Annotated in this window: 21 protein-coding genes; 12 read left to right on the forward strand and 9 right to left on the reverse strand. The window is 71.9% G+C overall.

Annotated elements, in window-relative coordinates:
* Positions 1-111: 111 nt before the first annotated feature.
* Positions 112-789, forward strand: a complete 678-nt coding sequence (locus tag ACZ6B8_RS32880; protein WP_150168682.1) for a response regulator transcription factor — start codon at positions 112-114, stop codon at positions 787-789.
* A gap of 349 nt (positions 790-1,138) precedes the next feature.
* Positions 1,139-2,419: an ATP-binding protein gene (locus ACZ6B8_RS32885; protein WP_471085909.1), complete on the forward strand. Its 1,281-nt coding sequence runs from the start codon at positions 1,139-1,141 to the stop codon at positions 2,417-2,419.
* Between the two features lie 19 nt (positions 2,420-2,438).
* Here ACZ6B8_RS32885 and ACZ6B8_RS32890 read toward each other — a convergent pair whose 3' ends face one another.
* On the reverse strand, positions 2,439-2,948 hold the full coding sequence (locus ACZ6B8_RS32890) for a GtrA family protein (RefSeq protein ID WP_471085912.1): 510 nt from the start codon (positions 2,946-2,948) through the stop codon (positions 2,439-2,441).
* Between the two features lie 226 nt (positions 2,949-3,174).
* Between ACZ6B8_RS32890 and ACZ6B8_RS32895 the strand changes: the two genes are divergently transcribed.
* Genes ACZ6B8_RS32895 through ACZ6B8_RS32905 form a run of 3 tightly spaced genes read left to right on the forward strand, consistent with a single transcriptional unit; the run spans position 3,175 to position 6,104 of the window.
* On the forward strand, positions 3,175-4,329 hold the full coding sequence (locus ACZ6B8_RS32895) for a 5-(carboxyamino)imidazole ribonucleotide synthase (RefSeq protein WP_471085915.1): 1,155 nt from the start codon (positions 3,175-3,177) through the stop codon (positions 4,327-4,329).
* Positions 4,326-4,871 (forward strand): 5-(carboxyamino)imidazole ribonucleotide mutase, encoded by a 546-nt coding sequence (gene purE / locus ACZ6B8_RS32900; RefSeq protein WP_471085918.1) that lies wholly within the window; start codon positions 4,326-4,328, stop codon positions 4,869-4,871. The genes ACZ6B8_RS32895 and purE overlap by 4 nt, the downstream gene beginning before the upstream one ends.
* 48 nt (positions 4,872-4,919) lie before the next feature.
* Positions 4,920-6,104: a dipeptidase gene (locus tag ACZ6B8_RS32905; RefSeq protein ID WP_471085921.1), complete on the forward strand. Its 1,185-nt coding sequence runs from the start codon at positions 4,920-4,922 to the stop codon at positions 6,102-6,104.
* An 87-nt stretch (positions 6,105-6,191) separates the two neighbouring features.
* On the opposite strand, the gene ACZ6B8_RS32910 is transcribed toward ACZ6B8_RS32905, so the two are convergent.
* Positions 6,192-7,349, reverse strand: coding sequence for an acyl-CoA dehydrogenase family protein (locus tag ACZ6B8_RS32910; RefSeq protein WP_471085933.1), 1,158 nt, complete (start codon positions 7,347-7,349; stop codon positions 6,192-6,194).
* A 175-nt stretch (positions 7,350-7,524) separates the two neighbouring features.
* Here ACZ6B8_RS32910 and ACZ6B8_RS32915 point away from each other — a divergent pair, with 175 nt between their 5' ends.
* Together ACZ6B8_RS32915 and ACZ6B8_RS32920 are read left to right on the forward strand one after the other, a co-directional pair.
* Positions 7,525-8,868 carry a UDP-glucose dehydrogenase family protein gene (locus ACZ6B8_RS32915; protein ID WP_471085936.1) on the forward strand — a complete coding sequence of 448 codons (1,344 nt, stop codon included), beginning with the start codon at positions 7,525-7,527 and terminating at the stop codon, positions 8,866-8,868.
* Positions 8,869-9,110: 242 nt separating this feature from the next.
* Positions 9,111-9,524, forward strand: a complete 414-nt coding sequence (locus ACZ6B8_RS32920) for a VOC family protein (protein ID WP_471085939.1) — start codon at positions 9,111-9,113, stop codon at positions 9,522-9,524.
* 50 nt (positions 9,525-9,574) lie between these two features.
* Here the strand turns inward: ACZ6B8_RS32920 and ACZ6B8_RS32925 are convergent, their stop codons facing one another.
* A complete protein-coding gene (locus tag ACZ6B8_RS32925) occupies positions 9,575-10,897 on the reverse strand; it encodes a membrane dipeptidase (RefSeq protein WP_471609566.1) in 1,323 nt (440 codons plus the stop codon).
* Positions 10,898-11,070: 173 nt separating this feature from the next.
* Positions 11,071-12,423 carry an LCP family protein gene (locus ACZ6B8_RS32930; RefSeq protein WP_471609567.1) on the reverse strand — a complete coding sequence of 451 codons (1,353 nt, stop codon included), beginning with the start codon at positions 12,421-12,423 and terminating at the stop codon, positions 11,071-11,073.
* Positions 12,424-12,552: 129 nt separating this feature from the next.
* Here ACZ6B8_RS32930 and ACZ6B8_RS32935 point away from each other — a divergent pair, with 129 nt between their 5' ends.
* A complete protein-coding gene (locus ACZ6B8_RS32935) occupies positions 12,553-13,134 on the forward strand; it encodes an acyl-CoA thioesterase (protein ID WP_471085948.1) in 582 nt (193 codons plus the stop codon).
* Between the two features lie 258 nt (positions 13,135-13,392).
* Here ACZ6B8_RS32935 and ACZ6B8_RS32940 read toward each other — a convergent pair whose 3' ends face one another.
* Complete coding sequence (locus ACZ6B8_RS32940; RefSeq protein WP_471085951.1) at positions 13,393-14,871, reverse strand: LCP family protein; 1,479 nt, start codon at positions 14,869-14,871, stop codon at positions 13,393-13,395.
* Positions 14,872-15,019: 148 nt separating this feature from the next.
* On the opposite strand from ACZ6B8_RS32940, the gene ACZ6B8_RS32945 reads away from it, so the two are divergent.
* A complete protein-coding gene (locus ACZ6B8_RS32945) occupies positions 15,020-16,057 on the forward strand; it encodes a glycosyltransferase family 2 protein (protein ID WP_471085954.1) in 1,038 nt (345 codons plus the stop codon).
* 118 nt (positions 16,058-16,175) lie between these two features.
* Here the strand turns inward: ACZ6B8_RS32945 and ACZ6B8_RS32950 are convergent, their stop codons facing one another.
* From ACZ6B8_RS32950 to ACZ6B8_RS32965, 4 genes are all read right to left on the reverse strand, one after another.
* Positions 16,176-17,843 (reverse strand): LCP family protein, encoded by a 1,668-nt coding sequence (locus ACZ6B8_RS32950; protein ID WP_471085957.1) that lies wholly within the window; start codon positions 17,841-17,843, stop codon positions 16,176-16,178.
* Positions 17,844-17,929: 86 nt separating this feature from the next.
* Positions 17,930-19,684, reverse strand: a complete 1,755-nt coding sequence (locus ACZ6B8_RS32955) for an LCP family protein (RefSeq protein WP_471085960.1) — start codon at positions 19,682-19,684, stop codon at positions 17,930-17,932.
* 225 nt (positions 19,685-19,909) lie between these two features.
* Positions 19,910-21,268 carry an LCP family protein gene (locus ACZ6B8_RS32960; protein WP_471085963.1) on the reverse strand — a complete coding sequence of 453 codons (1,359 nt, stop codon included), beginning with the start codon at positions 21,266-21,268 and terminating at the stop codon, positions 19,910-19,912.
* Between the two features lie 156 nt (positions 21,269-21,424).
* On the reverse strand, positions 21,425-22,177 hold the full coding sequence (locus tag ACZ6B8_RS32965; RefSeq protein ID WP_471609568.1) for a TIGR03089 family protein: 753 nt from the start codon (positions 22,175-22,177) through the stop codon (positions 21,425-21,427).
* A 137-nt stretch (positions 22,178-22,314) separates the two neighbouring features.
* On the opposite strand from ACZ6B8_RS32965, the gene ACZ6B8_RS32970 reads away from it, so the two are divergent.
* The 3 genes from ACZ6B8_RS32970 to ACZ6B8_RS32980 all read left to right on the forward strand — a co-directional run bounded on the left by ACZ6B8_RS32970 (position 22,315) and on the right by ACZ6B8_RS32980 (position 25,924).
* The gene (locus tag ACZ6B8_RS32970) at positions 22,315-23,673 is read left to right on the forward strand and encodes a peptidoglycan recognition protein family protein (RefSeq protein ID WP_471085969.1); all 1,359 of its coding nucleotides are present in this window, start codon (positions 22,315-22,317) and stop codon (positions 23,671-23,673) included.
* 104 nt (positions 23,674-23,777) lie between these two features.
* Positions 23,778-24,860 carry a mannose-1-phosphate guanylyltransferase gene (manB, locus tag ACZ6B8_RS32975; RefSeq protein ID WP_471085972.1) on the forward strand — a complete coding sequence of 361 codons (1,083 nt, stop codon included), beginning with the start codon at positions 23,778-23,780 and terminating at the stop codon, positions 24,858-24,860.
* A gap of 56 nt (positions 24,861-24,916) precedes the next feature.
* Positions 24,917-25,924 carry a DNA-3-methyladenine glycosylase family protein gene (locus ACZ6B8_RS32980; RefSeq protein ID WP_471085975.1) on the forward strand — a complete coding sequence of 336 codons (1,008 nt, stop codon included), beginning with the start codon at positions 24,917-24,919 and terminating at the stop codon, positions 25,922-25,924.
* Positions 25,925-26,078: the final 154 nt, after the last annotated feature.

Below are 26,078 nucleotides of genomic sequence, written 5' to 3' on the forward strand. Positions count from 1 at the left end.
ACGGCACACATTCAAAGGTGTTTCTCAGAATCGCATCCCATGGACGCAGGCCCGCACCTCCACTGTGCGAGCAGCTCACGACGGCTGTCCAGTGCGGACTACCATCACTCCATGACCCGTGTACTGCTCGCCGAGGACGACGCGTCCATCTCGGAGCCACTGGCTCGCGCCCTGCGCAGGGAGGGTTACGAGGTCGAAGTGCGTGAGGACGGCCCGACCGCTCTCGACGCCGGTCTGCAGGGCGGTGTCGATCTTGTCGTGCTGGATCTGGGGCTGCCCGGCATGGACGGCCTGGAGGTGGCCCGCAGGCTGCGCGCCGACGGGCTCACGGTGCCGATCCTCATCCTGACCGCGCGCGCCGACGAGGTGGACACCGTCGTCGGTCTGGACGCGGGCGCCGACGACTACGTGACCAAGCCCTTCCGCCTCGCCGAACTGCTGGCCCGGGTCCGGGCGCTGCTGCGGCGCGGGGCCAGCGAGCCCAAGGAGGCGCCCGCCACGCACGGCGTGCGGATCGACGTCGAGTCGCACCGCGCGTGGATGGGCGACGAGGAACTCCAGCTCACCGCCAAGGAGTTCGACCTCCTGCGGGTGCTCGTGCGGGACGCGGGCCGGGTCGTCACCCGGGACCAGCTGATGCGCGAGGTCTGGGACACGACGTGGTGGTCCTCGACCAAGACGCTCGACATGCACATCTCCTGGCTGCGCAAGAAGCTCGGCGACGACGCGGCGAATCCGCGGTACATCGCGACGGTACGGGGCGTCGGCTTCCGCTTCGAAAAAAGCTGACGGCACCCCCTCCGGGGGGCCGAGCCCCGTCAGGGGCGCGGGGAACTGCGCGAGCAAGCGGGGACGGCCCGCGGCCGCCGATGGACCGCCGGAGGCAGCCGCGTCTGCGGGTTGTGGAGGGCTGGGCGTGCAGTTCCTCGCGCCCCTGGGGTGGCGGGCCCCGTCAGGGGCGCGGGGAACTGCGCGAGCGAGCCAGAGCGACCCGCACCCGCCGTCGAACCGCCGGAGGCAGACGCGGGTGCGGCCCGTCGGTGGCTGGCCGCGCAGTTCCTCGCGCCCCTGAGGGACGCCTCGCGGCTCGGCACCGTTCCCCATGCCCCGGGAGGGGCGCACGCGAGAGACTGGCCCCATGCGCCGTCGCCTGATCAACAGCACCCTCGCCGTGGTCCTCGTCGTGATCGCCGTCTTCGGCGTCAGCCTCGTCATCGTCGAGACCAAGACGATCAGCAGCAGCGCCAAGGAGCGCGTGGACTCCGAGGCGCTGCGCCTGGCCAGCATCGTCGACAGCCGGCTGATCAGCGAGGAGAAGATCACCGGCGAGATCCTGCGCGACCAGGTCGCCACCGACCGTTACGCCCGCATCGAGCTGCCGGGCCGCGCGCCCATCGAGATCGGCACCCGCCCCGGCGGCGAGGTCATCAGCGTCACCCGCCCCGGAGAGCAGGGCGAGAAGGTCACCGTCCAGGAGCCGAAGGCCGCCGTCACCCGCGAGGTCGGCCGCACGCTCCTGATCATCGCCGCCGTGGCGCTGCTCGCCATCGTCGCCGCCGTACTCCTCGCGGTGCGTCAGGCCAACCGCCTCGCCTCCCCCCTCACCGACCTCGCCGAGACCGCGGAACGCCTCGGCTCCGGCGACCCGCGCCCCCGCCACAAGCGGTACGGGGTGCCGGAGCTGGACCGGGTCGCCGACGTCCTGGACTCCTCCGCCGAGCGGATCGGACGCATGCTGACCGCCGAGCGCCGGCTCGCCGCCGACGCCTCGCACCAACTGCGCACCCCGCTCACCGCGCTCTCCATGCGCCTTGAGGAGATCACCGTCACCGAGGAGCTGGACACCGTGAAGGAGGAGGCGACGATCGCGCTGGCCCAGGTCGAGCGGCTGACCGACGTCGTGGAGCGGCTGCTCACCAACTCCCGTGATCCGCGCACCGGTTCGGCCGTCGCCTTCGACCTGGACGAGGTGGTCAAGCAGCAGCTGGAGGAGTGGCGCCCGGCCTACCGCAGCGCGGGCCGCGCCGTCGTCAGCTCGGGCAAGCGGCACCTGGAGGCGGTGGGCACGCCGGGGGCGGTGGCGCAGGTGCTCGCCGCGCTGATCGAGAACTCGCTGATGCACGGGGGCGGTACGGTCGCGCTGCGTACCCGCGTCACCGGCAACCAGGCGGTCATCGAGGTCACCGACGAGGGGCCCGGCGTCCCCGCCGACCTCGGCGCGCGGATCTTCGAGCGGACCATCAGCGGCCGCAACTCGACGGGAATCGGCCTCGCGGTGGCCCGGGATCTGGCCGAGGCGGACGGCGGCCGGCTCGAGATGCTGCAGACCAAGCCGCCGGTCTTCGGCCTCTTCCTGTCGCGTACGCCGCTCTCCAGGGGCGCCGACCTCGACGCGCCGGAGGACAAGACGGTGCGGTGAGTGAGGACGAAGGGACCGCTCAGCTCGCCCGTCGTACGGCCGGCGGCTTCTCCGTCTCCTCCAGGAACGATTCGGCATGCGCGACGGTCTCGCGGGCGGGCAGCGCCTTGAACACCCAGGTGCGGTAGGACCAGAAGCGGAAGAGCGTCGCGATGCCCATGCCGAGGAACTTGAAGAAGTTCGCCTGCAGCCTGCCGTCCCAGCCGAACCAGTACGTCGCCGCGTAGAGCACGCCGTTCTCGATCACCAGGCCGACCACGCTGAACAGCAGGAAGAGCGTGAGCTCCTTGGTGCGGCCGCTCTTGTCGCGGTCACGGTAGGTGAAGTAGCGGAACCCCACGTAGTTGAAGGCGATGGCCACCACTGTCGCGATCACGCTGGCCCGCACCACGTGCAGATCCGTCACGTGCCGCACGAGGTTGAAGACCCCGAAGTTCACCAGGGTTCCGACCGCCCCCACGGCTCCGAACTTGGCGATCTCGCGCTTGAGGCTGTTCAGCCGCACCCGCAGTGCGCCGCGTTCCGTCATGGTCGTCGCCCCAGCCCCCGTCGATGCGTACCGGTCGATGCGTACCGGTCGTGTACGTGCCGACGGATTGGTGATTCGGTCGTGTCGACCCAGCCATGCTAACCAGCGGGCCTGCCCGGCGCGCGCGGGCGCCCGGACACTGTGGCGCCGCTGTGACAGCGGGGTCACGGAGGGCACCGGATCCGGCCGATGTCCGGTGGCCGATACCGGCCGATACCCTGGGGGTGTGACGTTCCCGGTAGTCGGCATGGTCGGCGGCGGTCAGCTCGCCCGCATGACCCACGAGGCGGGCATCCCCCTCGGCCTGAAATTCAAGCTCCTCAGTGACACCCCGCAGGACTCCGCGGCCCAGGTCGTCGGCGATGTCGTCATCGGCGACTATCGCGACCTGGACACGCTGCGTGACTTCGCGCGGGGCTGCGACGTGATCACCTTCGATCACGAACACGTACCCACCGAGCACCTCAGGGCCCTGGAGGCGGACGGCATCCCCGTCCGTCCGGGGCCCGACGCGTTGGTGCACGCCCAGGACAAGGGCGTGATGCGCGTCAAGCTCACGGAGATCGGCGTGCCCTGCCCGCGCCACCGGATCGTGGAGGACCCGGCCGACGTGGCCGCCTTCGCGGCCGAGGGCGCGGTGGACGGCGGCGACGGCTTCCCCGTGATCCTCAAGACGGTGCGGGGCGGCTATGACGGGAAGGGGGTGTGGTTCGTCCGTTCCGTCGAGGACGCCGAAGACCCCTTCCGGGCCGGTGTCCCGGTGCTCGCCGAGGAGAAGGTCGACTTCGTGCGCGAGCTCGCGGCGAACGTCGTCCGCTCCCCGCACGGCCAGGCCGTGGCCTACCCCGTCGTCGAGTCCCAGCAGGTCGACGGCGTCTGCGACACGGTGATCGCCCCCGCGCCCGGCCTGTCCGAGGCCCTGGCGGGCGAGGCGCAGGAGCTCGCGCTGCGCGTCGCCAAGGAGCTCGGCGTGGTCGGCCACCTCGCCGTCGAGCTCTTCGAGACCCACGACGGCCGCATCCTCGTCAACGAACTGGCGATGCGCCCGCACAACTCCGGCCACTGGACGCAGGACGGCGCGATCACCTCGCAGTTCGCCAACCACGTCCGCGCGGTGCTCGACCTCCCGCTGGGCGACCCGCGCCCGCGCGCCACCTGGACGGTGATGGCCAACGTCCTGGGCGGCGACTACCCCGACATGTACGCCGCGTACCTGCACTGCATGGCCCGCGACCCCCAGCTCAAGATCCACATGTACGGCAAGGACGTGAAGCCCGGCCGCAAGGTCGGTCACGTGAACACCTACGGCGACGATCTGGACGAGGTCCTCGACCGCGCCCGCCACGCAGCCGGCTACCTCAGAGGAACGATCACCGAATGAGCTCTCCCGTGACCTCTCCCGTCGTCGGCATCGTCATGGGCTCCGACTCGGACTGGCCCGTCATGGAGGGGGCCGCGCAGGCCCTCGCCGAGTTCGAGATCCCCTTCGAGGTGGACGTCGTCTCCGCGCACCGCATGCCGCACGAGATGATCGCGTACGGCGAGCAGGCCGCGGACCGCGGTCTCAAGGCGGTCATCGCGGGCGCGGGCGGCGCGGCCCATCTGCCCGGCATGCTGGCGTCGGTGACGCCGCTGCCGGTCATCGGCGTCCCCGTCCCGCTGAAGTACCTGGACGGCATGGACAGCCTGCTCTCCATCGTGCAGATGCCGGCGGGCGTCCCGGTGGCCACGGTCTCGGTGGGCGGCGCGCGCAACGCCGGCCTGCTCGCGGCCCGCATGCTGGCCGCCCACGACCCCGAACTCCTCGCCCGTATGCGGGAGTTCCAGCAGGAGCTGAACGACCAGGCGACGGAGAAGGGCAAGCGGCTGCGGGCCAAGGTCGAGGGCGCGGGTTCCGGATTCGGCTTCGGTTCGGGAAAGTGATCGCATGGACTCCCGACTCGCTCGCATGAACGCTCCGGACGTGATCGCATGAGCGCCCTCGACGAAGCACGCGCACTCCTCGCCGACTTCCCGGTCGTCGACGGCCACAACGACCTGCCCTGGGCGCTGCGCGAGAAGGCCGGTTACGACATCGGCCGCCTCGACATCGCCGCCGACCAGACCGGCAGTCTGCACACGGACATCGCCCGGCTGCGGGCGGGCGGCGTCGGCGCGCAGTTCTGGTCGGTGTACGTCCGCACCGACCTGACCGGGGACTGCGCGGTCAGCGCCACGCTCGAACAGATCGACTGCGTCGATCAGTTGCTCACCCGCTACCCGGCGGACCTGGCCCGCGCGCTGACCGCCGCGGACATGGAGCAGGCCCGCTCCGAGGGGCGCATCGCCTCCCTGATGGGCGCCGAGGGCGGCCACTCCATCAACAACTCCCTCGCCACGCTGCGGGCGTTGCACACACTGGGCGTGCGCTACATGACGCTCACGCACAACGACAACATCGCGTGGGCGGACTCGGCGACGGACGAGCCGGGCGTCGGCGGCCTCTCCGCCTTCGGCCACGAGGTCGTGCGCGAGATGAACCGCGTCGGCATGCTGGTGGACCTCTCGCACGTCGCGGCGACGACGATGCGGGCGGCCCTGGACACGTCGGTGGCGCCGGTGATCTTCTCGCACTCCTCCGCACGCGCGGTCTGCGACCATCCGCGCAACATCCCGGACGACGTCCTGGAGCGGCTGCCCGCCAACGGCGGCGTGGCGATGGCGACCTTCGTCCCGAAGTTCGTCCTCCAGGCGGCGGTCGACTGGACGGCGGCCGCCGACGAGAACATGCGGGCGCACGGCTTCCACCACCTCGACACCTCCGTGGCGGGCATGAAGGTCCACGCGGCCTTCGAGGAGTCGACGCCCCGCCCGATCGCCACCGCCGCCACGGTCGCCGACCACCTCGACCACATGCGCGAGGTGGCGGGCATCGACCACATCGGCATCGGCGGCGACTACGACGGCACGGCGTTCACGCCGTCCGGCCTGGACGACGTGGCGGGCTACCCGAACCTGATAGCGGAGCTCATCGACCGCGGCTGGTCGAAGCCGGACCTGGCCAAGCTGACGTGGCGGAACGCGGTCCGCGTCCTGGGCGCGGCGGAGGACGTGGCCCGGGCGGAACAGTCCCGCAGGGGCCCGTCGATCGCGACGCTGGAGCAGCTGGACGGCTGAGGCGCGGGGTGCCCCTTCTGGGGCGCGCGACGGTGCCCTCTCCCTGGACTCAGGGAGAGGGCACCGTCACCGCCGAAGCGCCGCAGGCTACGGCAGGTTGCGGGCCATCACGATCCGCTGGACCTGGTTCGTGCCCTCGTAGATCTGCGTGATCTTCGCGTCGCGCATCATGCGCTCGACCGGGTAGTCACGGGTGTAGCCGTACCCGCCGAGGAGCTGGACCGCGTCCGTCGTGACCTCCATCGCCACGTCCGAGGCGAAGCACTTGGCGGCCGCGCCCTGGAAGGTGAGGTCGCTGTCGCCGCGCTCCGACTTGGCCGCGGCGGCGTACGTGAGCTGGCGGGCCGCCTCGATCTTCATCGCCATGTCGGCGAGCATGAACTGGATGCCCTGGAAGTCGGCGATCGGCTTGCCGAACTGCTTGCGCTCCTTGACGTACCCCTTGGCGTAGTCGAGGGCGCCCTGCGCGATGCCGAGGGCCTGCGCCGCGATGGTGATGCGGGTGTGGTCCAGGGTCTTCATCGCCGTGGCGAAGCCCGTGCCCTCCTCGCCGATCATGCGGTCGGCGGGGATGCGGACGTTGTCGAGGTAGACCTCGCGGGTGGGGGAGCCCTTGATGCCGAGCTTCTTCTCCGGGGCGCCGAAGGAGACGCCCTCGTCGCCCTTCTCGACGACGAAGGCGCTGATGCCCTTCGAACGCTTCTCCGGGTCCGTCACGGCCATCACCGTGTAGTACTCGGAGACGCCCGCGTTGGTGATCCACCGCTTGACGCCGTTGAGCACCCAGAAGTCGCCGTCGCGCACGGCCTTGGTCTTCATGCCCGCCGCGTCCGAACCGGCGTCCGGCTCGGAGAGGCAGTACGAGAACATGCCCTCGCCGCCCGCGAGCGCCGACATGTACTTCTTCTTCAGCTCCTCGGAGCCGGAGAGGATGACGGGCAGCGAGCCGAGCTTGTTGACGGCCGGGATCAGCGAGGAGCTGGCACACACGCGCGCCACCTCCTCGATCACGATGACCGTCGCGAGCGCGTCGGCGCCGGCGCCGCCGTAGCTCTCCGGTACGTGGACCGCGTGCAGGTCGTTGGCGACCAGCGCGTCGTGCGCCTCCTGGGGGAAGCGGGCCTCCTCGTCCACCGCGGCGGCGAAGGGCGCGATCTTCGCCTCGGCCAGCGAGCGGATCGCGTCGCGGAGCATGTCGTGCTCCTCGGACGGGCGGTACAGGTCGAAATCAGCCGATCCGGCCAAGGTCTCTCACGCTCCAAGGACGCTAATTACCGTTAAGTAACCCAAATTTTAGTGGCGCGCCCGCGAGACGGATACGTGAGCTTGCCGACAGCGGGAAACCGGGCAGGTGAGGGGCGGGACGCGCCGGACTATGCTCGGTCCGCGCACCGAAGCCCCCGCACCTCTGGAGCACCGCATGGCCCTCAAGATCACCGTGATCGGCACCGGCTATCTCGGCGCCACGCACGCCGCGGCCATGGCCGAACTCGGCTACGAGGTGCTCGGGCTCGATGTCGTGCCCGAGAAGATCGACATGCTCACGCGGGGCGAGGTCCCCATGTACGAGCCCGGTCTGGAGGAGCTGCTGCGCAAGCACGTGGCGGGCTTCGAGGGCGCGAGCGGCCGGCTGCGCTTCACCATGGACTGGGCGGAGGCGGCGGACTTCGGCGACGTCCACTTCATCTGCGTGAACACCCCGCAGAAGCACGGCGAGTACGCCTGCGACATGAGTTACGTGGACAGCGCCCTGGAGTCCCTCGCCAAGCACCTCACCAAGCCGTCGCTGGTCGTCGGCAAGTCCACCGTGCCGGTGGGCAGCGCGGACCGGCTCGCGGCGCGCCTCGCGGAGCTGGCCCCGGCGGGCGACCAGGTCGAGCTGGCCTGGAACCCGGAGTTCCTGCGGGAGGGCTTCGCCGTCAAGGACACGCTGCACCCCGACCGGATCGTCGTCGGCGTGCGCAGCGAGCGGGCGGAGGCGCTGCTGCGCGAGGTGTACGCGACGCCGATCGCCGAGGGCTCCCCGTTCGTCGTCACGGACTTCCCGACGGCCGAGCTGGTGAAGACCTCCGCGAACTCCTTCCTCGCCACGAAGATCTCCTTCATCAACGCCATGGCCGAGGTGTGCGAGGCGGCGGGCGGCGACGTCGTGATGCTGGCGGAGGCCCTCGGGCACGACGACCGGATCGGAAGGAAGTTCCTGCGGGCCGGGATTGGCTTCGGCGGCGGCTGTCTGCCGAAGGACATCCGCGCGTTCATGGCGCGGGCCGGCGAACTCGGCGCCGACCAGGCCCTCACCTTCCTGCGCGAGATCGACTCCATCAACATGCGGCGGCGCGGCCAGATGGTCGAGATGGCCCGGGAGGCGCTGGGCGGCGGCTCGTTCCTCGGCAAGCGGGTCGCGGTGCTCGGTGCGACGTTCAAGCCGGACTCGGACGACGTACGCGACTCCCCGGCCCTGAACGTCGCCGGCCAGATCCACCTCCAGGGCGGCCAGGTCACGGTGTACGACCCCAAGGGCATGGTGAACGCCCGCCGCCTCTTCCCCACGCTCGGCTACGCGGACACGGCCCTGGACGCGGTCCGCGGCGCGGACGTCGTCCTGCACCTCACGGAGTGGCAGGAGTTCCGCGACCTGGACCCGGCGGAGCTGGCGGCAGCGGCGACGACCCCCCTGATCCTGGACGGCCGCAACGCCCTGGACCCGGCGAAGTGGCGAGCGGCAGGCTGGACCTACCGGGCGATGGGCCGCCCCCAGGCGTAGCCCTGCGGGGCCGGAGCCGAGGCCGCCGGGGCCTGCCCCCGGGGGTGCCCGCAGCCCCGTCCCCCGACGGCTCGCGACTGTTCCACCCGGACGTCACAGTGGAAACAGTGGAAGACGGGGCCCCTGCGGGAAGAAGATCCCCGCGCCCGGCGCCGCCGCCTTCCGCGCTTCCGCCCTCCGCGCCCCGCCCTCCGCGCCCCGCCCTCCGCGCCCCCGTCCTCCACCCGTCGAAGGAGCGAGACATGACCGAGGCCCACGCCCAGGACACCACCACCCCCTTCGCCAGGCTGCGCAACGTCGTCCTCGACTGCCCCGAGCCGCGCCGGCTCGCCGAGTTCTACGCGCAGATCATCGGCGGCACCATCGAGGACGACGGCGACTGGGTGGACCTCGTCCTCCCCGGCCGCGTCAAGGTGTCGTTCCAGCGGGTGGGCGACCTGCGCCCGCCGGAGTGGCCCCGCTCCGACGTGAACGCCCAGCAGGTCCACCTGGACCTCGACGCCGGGCGCACCACGGAGGAGATCGAGGCGGCCGAGAAGAAGGTGCTCGCCCTCGGCGCCCGGCCGCTGGACGTGGACGACGACGGCGGCAGGCGCGACTTCCGCGTGTACGCCGACCCGGCGGGCCACCCCTTCTGCCTCTGCAAGATCCCCTAGGGGACTCGAAGAAGAGGCGGCCCGTCCGCTCGGCCGTCCAGCCGTCCCGCTCAGCCGTCCAGACGCTCTATCCGCGCCGTGGACGGCGCCCGCCGGTCCCGTGCGGCCCGCGCCGTGAAGTCCGCGCCGCGCAGGGCGCGTTGGACGTTGCCCCAGGTGAGCAGCGCCAACTCCGCCTCGGGCCAGCCGCGTTCGACGAGCTCAGCGATCAGCCTCGGGTAACTCGCCGTGTCGGCGAGCTCGTCGGGCCGCGCCTCGGTGGTGTCGTACGTCCCCGAGAGGCCGACGCACTCCGGTCCGGCGATCCGCCGCACGTGGTCCAGGTGGTCCGCCACCTCGCGCACCGAGGGGCCCGTCCGGTCCGCGGAGAGCGGCACCAGGCACAGCGCCTTGGCGGCGCCCACCGCCGTCAGCAGCTCGTCGGTGAGGTTCGCCGGATGGTCGCGCAGGGCGCGGGCCCCGGAGCGGGTGAAGATCACCGGGGCCTTGGAGACCGCGAGGACCCGCCGCGCCGTCGACTCGGACGCGCCGGACAGGTCCGCGAGGACCCCGAGCCGGTTCATCTCCCTGACGACCTCCTCGCCGAACGGGGTCAGCCCGCCAGGACCCGCCCACGACGTGCCGGAGAGCGTCACCGCGCACAGGCCGAGGCTGTGCAGCGCGCGCAGCGCCCCCAGCGAGTCGCCGAGCGCGGCCCCGCAGGCCGGTCCGATCAGCGTGGCGATACGGCCGCAGTTGCGCGCGTCGGCCGCCTCCGAGGAGTTGCGGGCGAGCCGCAGCCCCTCGGGGTGGGCGGCGATGAGGTGCCGTACGAAGTCGATCTGTTCGAGCGTCGCGCCGACGGGCCGGTCAGCACGGGGGCCTTCGGGCACGTGCACCGAGAGGAACTGCGCGCCGACCCGTCCCGCGCGCAGCCGCGGCACGTCGCTCTCCAGACCGCTGTCACCCGTCTCGAAGTCGTGCCAGGACAGCTGCCGCAGCGCCCACGGCAGACCGCTGTAGCCGTCGGCGACCGGATGGGCGGCGAGCAGCGCGCGCGCCCGCTCGGCGGGGTCGGCGGGATCGGCTCGCTCGGCGGGCTCGGCGGGATCGGCCCCATCAGCCGGCCCGGCGGACCGCGCCGGCTCGGGACCTGTCCCGGTCTCCCGGGCGGGCAGCGGCTCCCGTAGGGGCAGGGGTTCCCGTACGGGGAGCGGCTCGCGGGTGGGGAGCGGGTGCCGCAGCGGCAGCGGATCCCGTACGGGGGCGGGTTCGGTGACCGGCTCGCGCAGGGTCCCGGTGTCGGGCGAGGGGATGGATTCGGGCGGGGCGGGGGGCGTGTCGAGCTCCCCCGCCTCGGCGGTGGTGGAGAGGTCCTCCTGCAGGTCTGCCATGGCGGGTGCTCCGGACGTCGGCGGGGGCGGCAGTTCGCACCACCGTGACACGGAGCGGCTGCGGCTTCTCGGCGGGCGGAGCGTTCGGGGTACCCCCCCCGGCCGACGGCCCGCCGCACACGGAAGGGCCCCGCCGACGGATCGGCGGGGCCCTTCGGCGGTGGACGGGCGCCTCAGTTGCCCGAGACGGTCACCGCGTCGTCGTTGTTGAGCTCCTCGACCAGCGTCTTGACCTTGGCCTTGTCCCAGACGAGGTTGCCGCCGACGGAGCCCGAGATCGGGATGTTCATCGACTTGCCGTCGCCGCCGGTCACGCCCTTCATCGCCCAGAACATGGAGGCCACGTCGAACAGGCCCATGTCCTTGTCGACGACCAGGGTGTCCAGGCCCGCGCCCATCGTGGGGTAGAGCTTGAAGGGGTTCATGACCGTGCCGGGCGTCGCCGCCTCGTGGGCCAGGGCCGCGAGGAACTTCTGCTGGTTCTTCGTCCGGTCCAGGTCGCTGGAGAAGGCGTGCCGGGTGCGGACGAAGGCCAGGGCCTCCTGGCCGTCGAGCGTCTGCTTGCCCGCCTCGAAGTCGGCGCCCGACCACTTGTCCTTGAAGGCCTTGGGGATGTCCATCTCGACGCCGCCGACCGCGTCCACGATCTTGGCGAAGCCGCCGAAGCCGATCTCCGCGTAGTGGTCGATCTTCAGGCCGGTGTTGTACTCGACGGTCCGCACGAGGAGCTCGGGGCCGTCCTCCGCGTACGCGGCGTTGAGCTTCGTCTGGCGGCCCTGGTTGGGGTAGAGCTTGCCGGACTCGGCGCCCTTGAACGAGGGGATCGTGACGTTCGAGTCGCGGGGGAGCGAGATCATCGTGTTCCCGCCGTCGTCCGCGACGTGCAGGATCATCATCGAGTCCGTGCGCTTGCCGTCGGCCGAGCCCGTGTGGAGGCGCTTCTTGTCCTCGTCGGTCATGCCCTCGCGGCTGTCGGAGCCGACGATCAGGTAGTTCGTGCCGGCGCCGCCCTCGGGCCGCTCGATGACCTTGGAGAGGTCGACCTCGCGCTTGAGCTTGGAGTCGGCCCAGAAGTACGTGGAGACGGAGACCACGACCAGCACCGCGACCAGGGTGATGGCGCCCCACTTGAGCCGCTTGCGCCAGTTCGGCGCGGGGCGCGGGGCGCGCGTCGCCGCGGCGGGGCCGCCGCCGTTGCCGCCGCCCCCCTGGCCGTAGACCTGGCCGGTGTTGTAACCGCTGTCGTACGCGCTGTCGGGGTTGTGGCCGTACGAGCCCTGGCGCGGGGCGCGCGGCTCGAAGACGTCGTCCCGGGCGTCGCCGTACGGGCGGCCGTCGCCGTACCCCTCGCCGTACCCGTCGTCGTACGCCGGCTGCTGCGGCACCCCGCCCGGCGGCGGACCGGCCGGACGGGACGCCGGGCCGCGCTGCACATGTCGCATCACGCGGGCGCCGTCGGGCTGGGAGTCCCCGCTGCCACGGCCGTACCCCCGGCCGCCGCCCTGATCGTCAGGCCAATCGCTCATGTGGCCCAGTGTGCCGCCTCGCACCCCGCGCCTTACAGGGCGGTCGGGAATTCGAGGCAGTGCTGTAGCAGATCTGATGCAAAGCGGGCGGAGAGGGGGTGGGCGGAAGTCCGGCATAGGGTGGAGGGCATGACAGACCAGGCTCCCAGTCCGACGGCGTCCCGGCCGGGGGAGAACCCCCAGGCCCGCGGGGCGATCGAGGGCAAGCCGACTTCGGCCTCCCGCACCACGCTCAGCCACATCATGACCCACAACGACACCAACCTCCTCGGTACGGTGCACGGCGGCGTGATCATGAAACTCGTGGACGACGCGGCGGGGGCGGTCGCCGGACGCCACTCGGGCGGGCCCGCGGTCACCGCGTCCATGGACGAGATGGTCTTCCTGGAGCCGGTGCGGGTGGGCGACCTCGTTCATGTGAAGGCGCAGGTCAACTGGACCGGGCGCAGCTCCATGGAGGTCGGCGTGCGGGTCCTCGCCGAGCGCTGGAACGAGTCGACGCCCGCGCAGCAGGTCGGCTCGGCCTACCTCGTCTTCGCGGCGGTCGACGCGGACGGCAAGCCGCGTACGGTTCCGCCGGTCGTGCCCGAGACGGACCGCGACCGGCGCCGCTACCAGGAGGCGCAGATCCGGCGCACGCACCGGTTGGCGCGGCGCCGGGCGATCAAGGAGTTGCGGGAGGCGCGGGTGGCTGAGGGGTTCGAGGACTGAGCTCGCTGGCCCCTGGGCCTTGGGCGGATGGGGGCCGGAGGCGGGGGCGGGGGCGGGGGCTGCGGGGGGTTCTGTGGTGCGGGTTTGTTGTGGCTTGTCGCGCAGTTCCCCGCGCCCCTGAGGGTGGTCCCCGGTGTGTTCTCCGTGCGGGTCTCTTGGGGTTGCTCGCGCCGTTCCCCGCGCCCCTTACGGGGCGCCCCCCGCTCCCGCGCCCCTTACGGGGCGCCCCCTCGTCTCCGCGCCCCCTGCGGGGCCTCGCTAGCCGCAGGTCACCTCGTCGCCCCTGATCGCTCCGAACTCTCCCTGTTGCGCGTCTTCCGCGCGGACCTTGCGGACCTCCCTGAAGTCCGTGCCCGCGATCACTTTCAGGGTCGGGCCCTGGCCCGGGACCGGGCGCAGTTCCGCGCCCGGGAGCGCCGTCGCCAGGGACTTCGCCGAGCGGTCCCAGCGCGGGTCGAAGGCGATGACCGTCCGCGGGGCGGGCCGGGCCGCCGCGCCCGGCACGTCCGCCGGCGCCCCCGTCGTCTGGAAACCGGTCGCCCGCAGCGCCGCGTCGACCTTCTTGCCGAGCCCGGGGGTCCCCGTGCCGTTGTCCACCTGGACCCGGACCTGCTGCGGCGAGACGTCGACCATCGTGGCCTTGCTCTTGGGGCGGTGCGCCGCGAGCGGCTGGTCCTGGCGCAGCGCCTCGAAGAGCCGCCCCGCCTTCACCGGGTGCCACTTCAGCGTCGAGCCGATGCCGGGCACCACCTGCCCGGTGGCGTCCAGCGGCACCGTCGTGAACTCCGACGAGGAGGGCGAGAAGCCCCGCATCGCCCGCCCGAGGTCCAGCATGTCGCCGGTGCCGAAGCCCTTGTCGGCCCGGACCGAGCCGAGCAGCGTCCGCGTCACGTCGCGGAACTTGACCGGGTTCAGCAGCACCCCGCTGCTCGTCGCCTTCGCGATGAGGGCCGCGAGGAAGCGCTGCTGGCGCTGCATGCGGCCCAGGTCGGAGGCCCCGTCGACGTAACGGGACCGCACGTACTGGAGCGCCGCGCCGCCGTTCAGCTGGTGGGTCCCCTCCGCCAGGTCGAGCCCCGTGTGCGAGTCCCTGAGTGGGCGCGCCGTGCAGATCTCCACCCCGCCGAGCACGTCCACCGTCTTCATGAAGCTCAGGAAGTCGACCTCCAGATAGTGGTCGATCTTGACCTTCGTCATGTGCTCGACGGTCTGCACGGTCAGGTTGGGGCCGCCCTCCGCGTACGCCGCGTTGATCTTGTTGGGGTGTTCGTGGTGCTTCTGGCCGGTGTTCCGGTCGGTGTGCGCGGGCAGGTCGGCGTAGCTGTCCCGCGGCAGGCTCACCACGCTGGCGCGGTCCCGGTCCTCCGAGATGTGCACGATCATGATCGTGTCCGTGCAGTGGCAGGGCGCGCCGCCGAGCCGGTACTTCGCCTTCTCCTCCGGCGTGATCTTGTCCCGGCCGTCGGTGCCGACGAGCAGCACGTTGATGCCGTGGCCCGACTCGGGCCTGTTCTTCATGTCCCGGAAGACGTCCACCCGTCTGATGCCCGTGTCCAGGCTGGTGACGACCGAGTGCCCGATGCCCGCCGCGGCCAGGACCGTCACCGAGACGGTGCACGCCACCCGCATCGCCCAGCGGGGCCGTTTCCGCCGCCCGGCGGACGTCCGCCCGGACCGCTGGGCCGGTGGGCGGGGGCGGCGCGGCGCGGGGGCGGGGGAGCGGGGCGGTGTGGGCACGTGCGGAACACCTCCGCGGTGACGGGCGGCTGGGGGTGGGAGACGGGCCGGGGGTCCCGAGAAAGGTAAGGCCATACGAAATGCGGCCCGGGGTAGCGACCCGGACGGCGCGCACCCGTGTCCCCCATTCGCGGTAACGTGACGCGTGATGAACGCGAAGTCCGAGGCGCTGCCTCCAGCCGTATCCGTGATCATGCCCGTCCTCAACGAGGAGCGGCATCTGCGTGAGGCCGTGCACGCGATCCTGCAGCAGGAGTACGCGGGCGAGATGGAGGTCGTCGTCGCGCTCGGCCCCTCCACCGACCGCACGGACGAGATCGCCGCCGAGCTGGTCCGCGAGGACCCGCGGGTCCACACGGTGCCCAATCCGACCGGCCGCACGCCCGCGGCGCTGAACGCCGCCATCAAGGCGTCCCGGCACCCCGTCGTGGTGCGCGTCGACGGCCACGCCGCGCTCTCGCCCGGGTACATCACCACCGCCGTGCGGCTCCTGGCGGAGACCGGCGCGATGAACGTCGGCGGCATCATGCACGCCGAGGGCCAGAACGACTGGGAGCACGCGGTCGCCGCCGCCATGACCTCGAAGATCGGCGTGGGCAACGCCGCCTTCCACACCGGCGGCGAACCCCAGCAGGCCGAGACGGTCTACCTGGGCGTCTTCCGCCGCGAGGCCCTGGAGCGGCAGGGCGGCTACAACGAGGAGTTCATCCGCGCCCAGGACTGGGAGCTGAACTTCCGCATCCGTGAGGCCGGCGGCCTGATCTGGTTCTCGCCCGAGCTGAAGGTCTCGTACCGCCCGCGTCCGAGCGTGAAGGCGCTGGCCAAGCAGTACAAGGACTACGGCCGCTGGCGGCACGTCGTCGCCCGCTACCACGAGGGCTCGATCAACCTGCGCTACCTCGCGCCGCCGACCGCGGTCTGCGCCATCGCCGCGGGCATCGTGGTGGGCGCGGCGCTCACCCCGTGGGGCTTCGTGATCCCCGGCGGCTACCTCGCGGCCATCGCCGCCGGGTCGGTCCCCGCGGGCAAGGGCCTGCCCCTGAAGGCACGGCTCCAGATCCCGGTGGCGCTCGCGACCATGCACATGTCGTGGGGCTGGGGCTTCCTGACCAGCCCGCGCTCGCTCGCCAAGCGGGTCATCGCCTCGCGCCGCCCGGCCGTCCTCGGCACCGCGCAGGAGGCCTGACGGCCCCCGGTCACCCGGTACTTGAAGAGTCGGCCCGGACCCACCAATGAGGTGGGTCCGGGCCGACTCTTCGCGTTTTCGTACGCCCGCGTTCTCGTAGGCCTGCGTTCCCGTCCGCCTACCAGCTGAAGTTCGGGTCGACCTTCATGCACGCCTTCTTGTCGGAGCCGCTGAGCGCGTCCGCGGAGTCCGGCGTGCTGTCGTCCTTCTTCTTCGGCTTGGGCGGCCGCTCGCCCTCGCGCCAGTCGGCGCCCACGACCAGGGTCACCCCGGAGACGTCCGTCGACTTCTTCGCCGAGCTCAGCGGCAGACCGAGCGACTTGGCGACCCGCTGGGCGTCGCCCTCCAGGTCCTTGCTGGGATAGCGGACGACCGTCCGCTCCTCGGTCAGCGCGGTGGCCGCGTCCGGCGTCGCCTTCTTGAAGCCCCGGCCCGCGAGGAGCTGCGCCACCGTCGCCGCCCGGCCGCTGACCGGGGGCTCGGCGTCGGTCCGCGTGCCGTTCTGGACCTGCACCGCGATCTCGTCGTCGGCGGCGGCGGGATCGTCCGACGCCTTCTCCTTGGCCGGCTTCTTCACGCCCTTGCCGTCCAGCGGGATGTCGTCGCGGACCAGCCGGAAGAGCTGCTCCGCGTCGCCGGGCTTGGGGACGACGCGTGCGCCCGCGTAGTCGAACGGCATCGTCGTCATCGTCGTACGGCTCGGCGAGACCTTCTTGAGCTCGTTGCCCAGGTCGTACAGCTTCTTGATGGTGCCGAGGCCGTCGTCGACCTTCAGCGCGCTCGTCGCCTCCTCGGCGAGCTTGCGCAGCTGGTTGGGGCTGGTCAGACCGGTGTTCTCACGGAGCTTGCGGACCAGCGCGTTCATGTACATGTGCTGGGCCTTGGCGCGGCTGATGTCGGTGCCGCCCTCGAAGCCGTAGCGGGTGCGCAGCCACTGCAGGGCCTGCTTGCCCTTGACCTCGGTGGTGCCCTTCTTCAGCTTCAGGCCCGAGCCGTGGCCCTGGCTGTCCCGCGAGTGGATGTTGCGGTCCACGCAGACCGGGACGCCGCCGATGGCGTCCGCCATGGAGACCACGCCCGAGAAGTCCACCATCATGAAGTGGTTGATGTGGATGTTGGTGAGCTTCTCCCAGGTGGCGACCGTGCAGCCGGGACCCCCGCGTCCCAGCGACTCGTTCGTCATGTTCCGCGGGCCGGTCTGCGGATAGACCTTGCCGTCGTCCGGGTCGGTGCACTTGGGGATCTGGAGCAGGGTGTCGCGCGGCATGCTGACGACCGACATGTTGGAACGGTCGGCCGACAGGTGCAGCAGCATCTGTACGTCCGCGAGCGGCGGTGAGCCGAAGGTGTCCTTGGCCCCGCCGAGCTTCTGGTTGGCCTTGGAGTCCCGCGCGTCCGAGCCGATGAGGAGGATGTTCAGCGGGGTCTGGCCCGCGGCGTTGGGGGTGGGCGCGGGCGCCCGGTGCTCCCCGAGGTTCAGGTCGTCCGTCTCGAGGTTGTTGTTGAGGTGCTGGTAGTACAGGTATCCGGCGCCGGCCGTGCCGAGTATCAGCACCGAGAGGATCGTCGCCGACCAGCGCAGGACCCGGCGCTTGCGGCGCGGTGGCCGGTCGCCGCCGGCGCGCCGCCGCCCGCGCTGCCCGTGGCCGCCCCGAGGCGGCTCGCCGCCGCTCCGCGCGGGCTTCCCGGGGTCTGCCGCGTCCTCGTGCGTGCCGTCCCAGCCGTGATCACTCGCGTGCGGGACACGTCGTCGTGTCCCCTCCTTACGCACGCTGTTCTGCCTCATCCCCAGCCCCTCCCCGCCCCATTCCCGAACTGCGGCCGCTCCGCGGCGCCTTGGCGCACTGTTAGATGCAGAACGACCGCTTCAGGTCACTTGGCACACACAGTCTTGTCCGCCTCGACCTTCTTGATGTCCTTCGGCACCTTCGCCGAGGCGTCGATGGGCACCCCCGCGCCCTCGAAGTCGCCACCGAGCGTCAGCTTCATGGCCGGCAGACCCTGTGCGTTCTTCTCGCTCTTGCCCGGCTTCAGGGCGGCGGCGGGCAGACCCATGATGTCGGCGAGCCGACGGGCCTGGTCCGCCTGGTCCGGCGCGTATTCGAGCGTCGTCTTCTTGAGGTTCGAGGGCGCGTTCCCCAGCTGGCTGGACTTGAGCACGCCCTCATTGTTCTGCAGCCAGGTGAGAGTCGTCTGAGCGGCGCCGGTCTTGCCGCTGCCGTTGTAGATGTCGACCCGTACCTCGGAGGCGTCGGCCTTGGGGCCCTTGAGGCGGGCGGCCACCTCGGCCTTCTCCTTCTTCTGCTTCTTCTTCACCGCCGTCAGCGACTGGTCGGCGCGCATCATCGCGAAGAGCTGCTCCGCCTTGGTCGGGTCGGGGACCACCGTGGTGTGGACCTTCTCGGCGGGGTTGTCGACGACCGGGACGGTGGCGAAGCTCAGGTTCTTCACGTCGAGCTTGCCGAGCTCCATGCCGAGGTCCTTGAGCTTCATTATGTCGGCGATCTTGGAGTCGACGGTGAGCGCCTTGGTGCCGGCCTCGGCGAGCTCGATCATCTTCTGCGGACTGGTGAGGGTGTCGTTCGACTTGAGCTTGCGCATCAGCGCGCTGAGGAACTGCTGCTGCAGCTCGATCCGGCTCAAGTCGCCGCCGGTGCCCACCGAGTGGCGGGTGCGGACGAACGCCAGCGCGTCCTCGCCCTCGATCGTGTGCTTGCCCTTGGGCAGCTTCAGATGCGACTTGGGGTCGTCGATGTCCTTGGCGAGGCAGACCTCGACGCCGCCGACCGCGCTGGAGAGCGTCTTGACCGCGTTGAAGTCGGCCACCATGAAGTGGTCGGGCGTGATGCCGGTGATCGCCTTGACCGTGCGCATCGTGCAGCTCGGCGTGCGGTCGGACTGGCCGAGGCTCTCGTTGAAGCGGGCGTTCTGGGTGCCGTCGATGTTCTTCGTGCTGCCGTCGTCCTGCTTCGTCGGGCAGTCCGGGATGTCGACGATCATGTCGCGCGGGATGCTCAACGCGGTCGCGTTCGTACGGTCCTTGGAGACGTGCAGCAGGATCGTCGTGTCGGCGTGGCCGACGCTGCCCTCGTCGCCGTACCCCTTGTTGCCGCTGCCGCTGCGCTTGTCGGTGCCCATCACCAGGATGTTGATGGCCCGGTCCTTGCTGAAGCCGCCGGTGCCCGCGCCGTCGTCGTCTATCGACGTGATGTTGTCGTTGAGGTGCTGGTAGTAGAGGTAGCCGCCGGCGCATCCCGCGACGAGCAGGAACGCCAGCGTGCCGCCCGTCCAGACGAGCACCTTCTTGCCCTTGGACTTGCGCGGCTTCTGCTTGCGCCGGCCGCCGCCCGAGCCGGGCTCCGGTTCCTTGACGCGCCGCCGGCGCTGCCCCGGCACCTCGCGGCGCTCCTCGCGGCGTTCGTCGCGCTCGCCCTGACGGGAGCGCTCACGGCCCGGTTCGGTGCGGCCGCGGCCGCTTCTACGGGGTGACGAGCCACGGGGACCCGGCACGGTCGACTGCCCTGCGGAGGGGCTCAGTCGCAGTTCGTAGTCACCGGTGTCCGGATTGAGCACCCACTGGTCTGCGGGGTCGATGTTCTCCGCCCGCCCACGGCCTTGCGCGTCCACGGTTGTTTGCGTCCTCCGTCGGGGCCACGCGGCGCCTTACCCCCTCAAGAAGGCGCTCGGTCAGTCGTTCCAGCGGTGCGTGGCCGTCAGGGCCCGGCGCACCGGATCGCTCACACTATCCGCCCAGTTCAGCGTCGGACGACGCCGGTGACAAATTCCACTCCCCTACAACTGGGCAATCCGCCGCATTTCTTTGTGGGGCGGGTCCATCCCTTGGGGATCGTTTTACTTACAGGTGGATCCGGCGGCCGTGTTGCCCCGGAATGTCGGGACGGGCGACGGCGTGGGCGCCGGGTCGTCGGGCTTCTCGTCGCTCCCGTCATCGCCGGAGTCCTCGCCATCCTCACCGGTGGCGGGCTGTTCCTCGGCGGAGGGCTGCTCGGAGGCGGACGGCTGTCGCGGGGCCGGCGGATCCGTGGGGGTCCGCGCCTCGCCGGGGCCGGAGCTCTCGGACCGCCGCGGGTCCACCACGACCGGGCTGTCCGTGCGCAGCCGGGTGAAGAGCTGGTCCGCGGCCGGCTCGACGAGCTCGTCGCGGTTGGCGTCGTAGGTGTAGGACTGCCGGGGAACGGTCAGGAACTGCACCTGTTCCGTGGGGATGTCGCGCATTTCGCGCACCAGGTCGTACAGGCCCCGCAGGCTGGCGAGGCCGGGGTCGGTGGTCAGCGAGGACGTCGCCGCGTCGAGCACCGGATAGAGCTTCGTCGGGTTGAGCAGGACGTCGTTGCTCTGCACCTTGTTGACGAGCGCGGCGAGGAACTCCTGCTGGCGGTCCATCCGGTCGGTGTCGCTGCCGTTGCCGAGGCTCTTGCGGGCGCGGACGTACCCCAGCGCCTGCTCGCCGTCGAGCGAGCGCAGGCCCGGCGGGAGCGCCACCTTGGCGTCGGTGTCGTCGATCGGTGCCTTGATGCAGACCTGGACGCCGTCGACCGCGTCGACCATGTCCTTGAAGCCCGCGAAGTCCACGACCATGTGGTGGTCGACGCGGATCCGGGTGAGCTTCTCGACCGTACGGATCGTGCAGGCCGTCCCGCCGAATTCGAACGCCCAGTTGAACTGGGCGAATTGGGGCTGGGTGCGGCTGCCGTCCGAGCGGAGGCAGCCGGGGATGTCCACCATCAGGTCGCGCGGGATCGACACGGCCGTCGCGCTGCGCCGGTCGGCGGCGAGGTGCAGCAGGATCGTGGTGTCCGAGCGCTGGGTGCCCGGGTCCCTGCCGTACTCGCGGTTGCCCGGCCCCGCGCGGGTGTCGGAGCCGAGCAGCAGGATGTTCTGGGCGCCGCTCACCAGCGCCGTCGGACGCTCCTTCTCGAACCGCGCCAGCTCGTCCGCGGCGTCGGTGTCCGTGGTGATGTTCCCGTTGAGCTTCTGGTACGCCGCCCAGCCCACGCCCCCCGCCCCGAGCACCAGGACGGCGACGCCGAGCGCCGTGTAGCGCAGCCAGCGCCGTCTGCGGCGGACGACGCCGGTGCCGGTGGCGCTCGCGCCGGTCCCGGGTCCGTACGTGGCCTTCGGCTCAGGCGGTGCGCCCTCCGGGGCCGGCGGCTCGTCCGGTCCGGAAGGCGTGCCTGCGGTCTCGGTCACGTGAGCGTCCACCCCTCATGGCTGCGTCGGTGCGTGGTCGGTTCCTACGACCATGGACCGGCGCGGCGCCGGGGGCCTCCGGGCCCGGGGGCGGCGTGGGCCGAACGGGCGACAAAACGGGGGAGGCGGGGGCGGGACGGGGGCGGGCCGGAGGGGTCAGCCCGCCGTGACCTTCACCAGCTCGTCCTCGATCCGCTTGCGGAGGCCGTCCTCGGCGAGCCGGTCGAGGTGGCGGCAGAGCACCACGGAGCCGCCCGCCGCGAGCGCCGCGTACAGCCCGGCGCTCAGCCCCTCCCAGGTGGCGTACGGCAGACCGGACAGGATCCGGGTGCCCGGCGTGATGCCGAGCCGCTCCGCGTCGGCGGCCGCCCGCTCCACCAGGGCGGCGCCGGTCAGCTCCTCGCCGCCCACGGCGAGCGCGGGCTCGTCCGGGTCGACGGGCGCGTACGGGGCGAACCGGTCGCCCTGGCCCGGCACCTCCACCGCGTAGTCCGCGAAGCCGGCCGGCGGCTGCGGGAAGCGGCCGCCGAGCGGGCGCAGCGCGAGCGCGACGCGCTCCCCGGAGCAGGCGCGCGCGGCGTCCAGCGCGTCCGGGCCGCTGACGACGAGGTCGGCCGACGCCGGGTCGCCCCCCACATCGGCGAGCACTCCCACCGACGAACAGGCGAGCAGCCACACGGCCGTCTGCCAGTGCGCCGGAAGCAGCAGCACGGCCCGGTCGCCGGGCTCGGCGGCGAGATCGCCCTGGAGCAGATTGGCGGTCTTGGCCACCCAATTGGCGAAGGTGGCCACGGACAATTCCACGCGTTCACCGGTGGCGTCGTCGTAGAAGGTGACGAGGGGGCGGGCCGGGTCCGAGGCGAGCGCGGATCGCAGCAGGTCGGCAGGGGTGCGGTCGTTGGCGTTCACGGGCGCAAGGGTACGCGGGCGGCGTACCGGGCCCCGGCGTGGCGGGGAGCGCGAGCGATCCGAACCCCCGCACTCGGCCGACGACCCGTCAGTTTCCCGATGGACAGATATGCACGGATATGCCAACTATCAGTCGTATGCGTGGATTCCTTGCTTCCTCGATCGGCGTCACGTGCGCGGCCGCCCTTGCCCTGCCCCTCACCCTGCCGTCGTCCGGCGCCCGGGCCGCGACGCCCGGCGCACCGTCGGCCGCCGGGCCCGCGGCGGTGCCCGGCAGCACCCAGTCCCTGCCCCTCGTCCCGCTCGGCTCCGACCGCTCGCTCGGCCCGGCCGAGGTGAGCGAACAGGGCCTGGCCCAGCGCGATGTGCGCCCCTTCTCCCTGGTGGGCGTCGTCTGGAACGACCCCGACGCCGAACTGCTCGGCACCGTCCAGGTCCGCACCCGTGCGACCGGCACCCGCACCTGGTCCGGCTGGCAGCACGTCGAGACGCACAACCACGAACACGCCGCCGACCTCGACACCGCCGAGCGGGGCACCGGCACGGTCCGCGGCTCCACCGCGCCGCTGTGGGTCGGCGCGTCCGACGGCGTCGAGATCCGCGTACGGCCCGAACGGCCCCAGGGCGCGGACCGTTCCGCGCCGCCCCGGCTCCCCGAGGGCCTGCGCCTGGAACTGGTCGACCCCGGCGACGAGGCGCCGCCGCAGGGCGCCAAGCTCGACGTGGGCCACGCCGCGGCGCTGAGCGCCGAGTCCGCCGCGTCCTCCGCGGTCAACGCCGACCTCGCACCGATCGGCGCCGCGGTCATCCCCGAACTGACCAAACGCCAGTCGGAGGACGACCTGATCGCCGCCCGCGGCGGCCCGGACGCGGTCGGCAAGGTGCGCCCGCACATCGGACCGCGGCCGCGCATCGTCACGCGGAAGGGCTGGGGCGCCGACGAACGGCTCCGCGAGAAGAACTTCGCGTACACCAGGACCGTCAAGGCGGCCTTCGTGCACCACAGCGCGTCCGGCAACAACTACCGCTGCTCACAGGCGGCGTCCGTACTGCGCAGCATCTACCGCTACCACGTCAAGAGCAGCGGCTGGCGCGACTTCGGCTACAACTTCGCCGTCGACAAGTGCGGAACCATCTACGAGGGACGCGCCGGAGGGGTGACCAAGCCGGTCCTCGGAGCCCACACCCTCGGGTTCAACAGCAACACCACGGGCATCGCGGTCCTCGGCACGTACAGCAACACCGCGCCGCCGAAGGCGGCCGTCAAGGCCGTCGCCAAACTGACCGCGTGGAAGCTCGGTCTGTACGGCGCCAACCCGCGCGGTACTACCGTCCTGAAGTCCGGGGGTGGCAATCTGTACAAGAAGGGCAAGAACGTCCGGCTCCACGTGATCTCCGGGCATCGCGACGGATTCGCCACCGACTGTCCCGGAAACCGCCTGTACAAGAAGCTCGGCTCCACCCGGACGAGTTCGGCGAAACTCCAGGGTCGCTGAGCCCCGACGCACCGCCCGGACCGCACGATCTGCACATCCGTCTGCATACACTGGCCGGCCGAAACCCCCGTTCGGCCGGCCCCAGCAGGAAGCAGAGACGACAGGTGACAGAAGCGATCCTCCTGGTCGGCGGCAAGGGAACCCGGCTCAGGCCGCTCACGGTGCACACCCCCAAACCGATGGTCCCGGCGGCCGGCGTGCCGTTCCTCACCCACCAGCTGGCGCGGGCTCGTGCCGCGGGCGTGGAGCACATCGTCCTCGCCACCTCCTACCTCGCCGAGGTCTTCGAGCCGTACTTCGGCGACGGCTCGGCGCTCGGCCTGCACATCGAGTACGTCACGGAGACCGAGCCCCTCGGCACCGGCGGCGCCATCCGCAACGTGGCGTCCCGGCTGCGCTCGGGCCCCGGCGAACCGGTCCTGATCTTCAACGGCGACATCCTCACCGGCCTGGACATCCGCGCCCTGGTCGCCACCCACGAGGAGTCGGGCGCCGACGTCTCCCTGCACCTGACCAAGGTCGACGACCCGCGCGCCTACGGCCTGGTCCCCACCGATCCGACCGGACGCGTCACGGCCTTCCTGGAGAAGCCGCAGACCCCCGAGGAGATCGTCACCGACCAGATCAACGCGGGCGCGTACGTCTTCCGCCGCTCGGTCATCGACACGATTCCCGAGGGCCGCCCGGTCTCCGTCGAACGCGAGACGTTCCCCGGCCTGCTCGCCGCCGGGGCCCACCTCCAGGGCATGGTCGACTCCACGTACTGGCTGGACCTCGGCACCCCGCAGGCGTTCGTACGGGGCTCCGCCGACCTGGTCCTCGGCCGCGCGCCCTCCCCGGCGGTGCCCGGCCGCCGCGGCGAGAGCCTGACCCTGCCCACCGCCCTCGTGGCCCCCGACGCGAAGCTCACCGGCGGCACGGTCGTCGGCGAGAACGCGCGGATCGGCGAGGGCGCCCGCGTCTGCGGCAGCACGATCCTCGCCGGCGCGGTCGTCGAACCGGGCGCGGTCATCACGGACTCCCTGGTCGGCGCGGGCGCGCGGATCGGCGCCCGCTCGGCGCTCACCGGCGCGGTGATCGGCGACGGGGCGGTCGTCGGCGCCGACAACGAACTGCGCGAGGGCGTACGGGTCTGGTGCGGGGCGACGCTGCCGGCGGGCGCGGTCCGCTTCTCGTCGGACCAGTAGGGCGGGCCCTCCCGCGGGTGCCCCGCCGGGCCGGGCCGTCGCCTACCCTCATACAGATGTCGTCCCGTTTCGCCCCGCGCCCCACCCGCACCACCGTGCGCGGTGGCGAGACGGCCGTACCGGCGGGCGTCCCGCACCAGCACACGGCGCCCCGCCCGTCGGCCCGGACCCGCACCTGGAAGCCCCCCTTCCCTCTCGACCTCGGCCTGACTCTCGGCGCGCTGCGCAGGGGACCGGCCGACCCGGCGTTCCGCACGACCCCCGACGGCTCCGTCTGGCGGGCGAGCCGCACGCCGGAGGGGCCCGGCACGCTGCGGGTCGTCGTCCGCTCGGGCACGGTCGACGCGGAGGCGTGGGGGCCGGGCGCGGACTGGTTCCTGGACCGGCTGCCGGACCTGCTCGGCGCGTCGGACGACCCGGACGCCTTCGCTCCGCGGCACCGGCTGCTCGCGGTGACGGCACATCGGCGGCCCGGCCTGCGGCTCACCCGTACGGGACTGGTGATGGAGTCGCTGATCCCCTCGATCCTGGAACAGAAGATCACCACGGACGAGGCGTACCGCGCGTGGCGCCTGCTCCTCCGCAAGTACGGCGAGCCGGCCCCCGGCCCCGGCCCCCACCTGTATGTGATGCCGGCGCCCCGCACCTGGGCGCTGATCCCCTCCTGGGAGTGGCACCGGGCGGGCGTGGACAACAAGCGGGCGTCCACGATTCTGCGCGCGGTGGCGCGGGCGTCGCGGCTGGAGGAGGCGGCGACGATGGAGCCCCTGGAGGCGCAGGCCCGCCTGGAGGTGATCCCGGGCATCGGCCCGTGGACCTCGGCGGAGACGGTGCAGCGGAGCAACGGGGCGGCGGACGCGGTGACGGTGGGGGACGTCCACCTGCCCGGCATCGTGGGCTACGCGCTCGCGGACGACCGCGATGCGGACGACGCGGAGATGCTGCGCCTGCTGACGCCCTACGCGGGCCAGCGGCACCGGGCGACCCGCCTGATCTGCCTGAGCGGCCACACGCCGCCGCGCCGGGAGCCGCGGATGAGACGGACGAACATCGCGGCGTGGTAGCGCGGCGGTGGTAGCGCGGCTGTCGAACCTTCACGTGCGCAGTTCCCCGCGCCCCTGAACCGTCCCCCGGTCGTTCTTCGTGTGCGGGAGCACGCTGGCTGCTCGCGCAGTTCCCCGCGCCCCTGAGGGCGGACCTGTTCGCTGCCTGGTGCGG

It is taken from the genome of Streptomyces sp. NPDC041122 (assembly GCF_055592445.1).

What these genes read in the sequence shown, in the direction of transcription:
- ACZ6B8_RS32885 (WP_471085909.1), top strand. Translation starts at nt 1,139, where the DNA reads ATGCGCCGTCGCCTGATCAACAGCACCCTCGCCGTGGTCCTCGTCGTG.
- ACZ6B8_RS32945 (WP_471085954.1), top strand. Translation starts at nt 15,020, where the DNA reads ATGAACGCGAAGTCCGAGGCGCTGCCTCCAGCCGTATCCGTGATCATG.
- ACZ6B8_RS32880 (WP_150168682.1), top strand. Translation starts at nt 112, where the DNA reads ATGACCCGTGTACTGCTCGCCGAGGACGACGCGTCCATCTCGGAGCCA.
- ACZ6B8_RS32935 (WP_471085948.1), top strand. Translation starts at nt 12,553, where the DNA reads ATGACAGACCAGGCTCCCAGTCCGACGGCGTCCCGGCCGGGGGAGAAC.
- ACZ6B8_RS32920 (WP_471085939.1), top strand. Translation starts at nt 9,111, where the DNA reads ATGACCGAGGCCCACGCCCAGGACACCACCACCCCCTTCGCCAGGCTG.
- ACZ6B8_RS32905 (WP_471085921.1), top strand. Translation starts at nt 4,920, where the DNA reads ATGAGCGCCCTCGACGAAGCACGCGCACTCCTCGCCGACTTCCCGGTC.
- ACZ6B8_RS32950 (WP_471085957.1), bottom strand. Translation starts at nt 17,843, where the DNA reads ATGAGGCAGAACAGCGTGCGTAAGGAGGGGACACGACGACGTGTCCCG.
- ACZ6B8_RS32980 (WP_471085975.1), top strand. Translation starts at nt 24,917, where the DNA reads ATGTCGTCCCGTTTCGCCCCGCGCCCCACCCGCACCACCGTGCGCGGT.
- purE (WP_471085918.1), top strand. Translation starts at nt 4,326, where the DNA reads ATGAGCTCTCCCGTGACCTCTCCCGTCGTCGGCATCGTCATGGGCTCC.
- ACZ6B8_RS32890 (WP_471085912.1), bottom strand. Translation starts at nt 2,948, where the DNA reads ATGACGGAACGCGGCGCACTGCGGGTGCGGCTGAACAGCCTCAAGCGC.
- ACZ6B8_RS32930 (WP_471609567.1), bottom strand. Translation starts at nt 12,423, where the DNA reads ATGAGCGATTGGCCTGACGATCAGGGCGGCGGCCGGGGGTACGGCCGT.
- ACZ6B8_RS32970 (WP_471085969.1), top strand. Translation starts at nt 22,315, where the DNA reads ATGCGTGGATTCCTTGCTTCCTCGATCGGCGTCACGTGCGCGGCCGCC.
- ACZ6B8_RS32925 (WP_471609566.1), bottom strand. Translation starts at nt 10,897, where the DNA reads ATGGCAGACCTGCAGGAGGACCTCTCCACCACCGCCGAGGCGGGGGAG.
- ACZ6B8_RS32915 (WP_471085936.1), top strand. Translation starts at nt 7,525, where the DNA reads ATGGCCCTCAAGATCACCGTGATCGGCACCGGCTATCTCGGCGCCACG.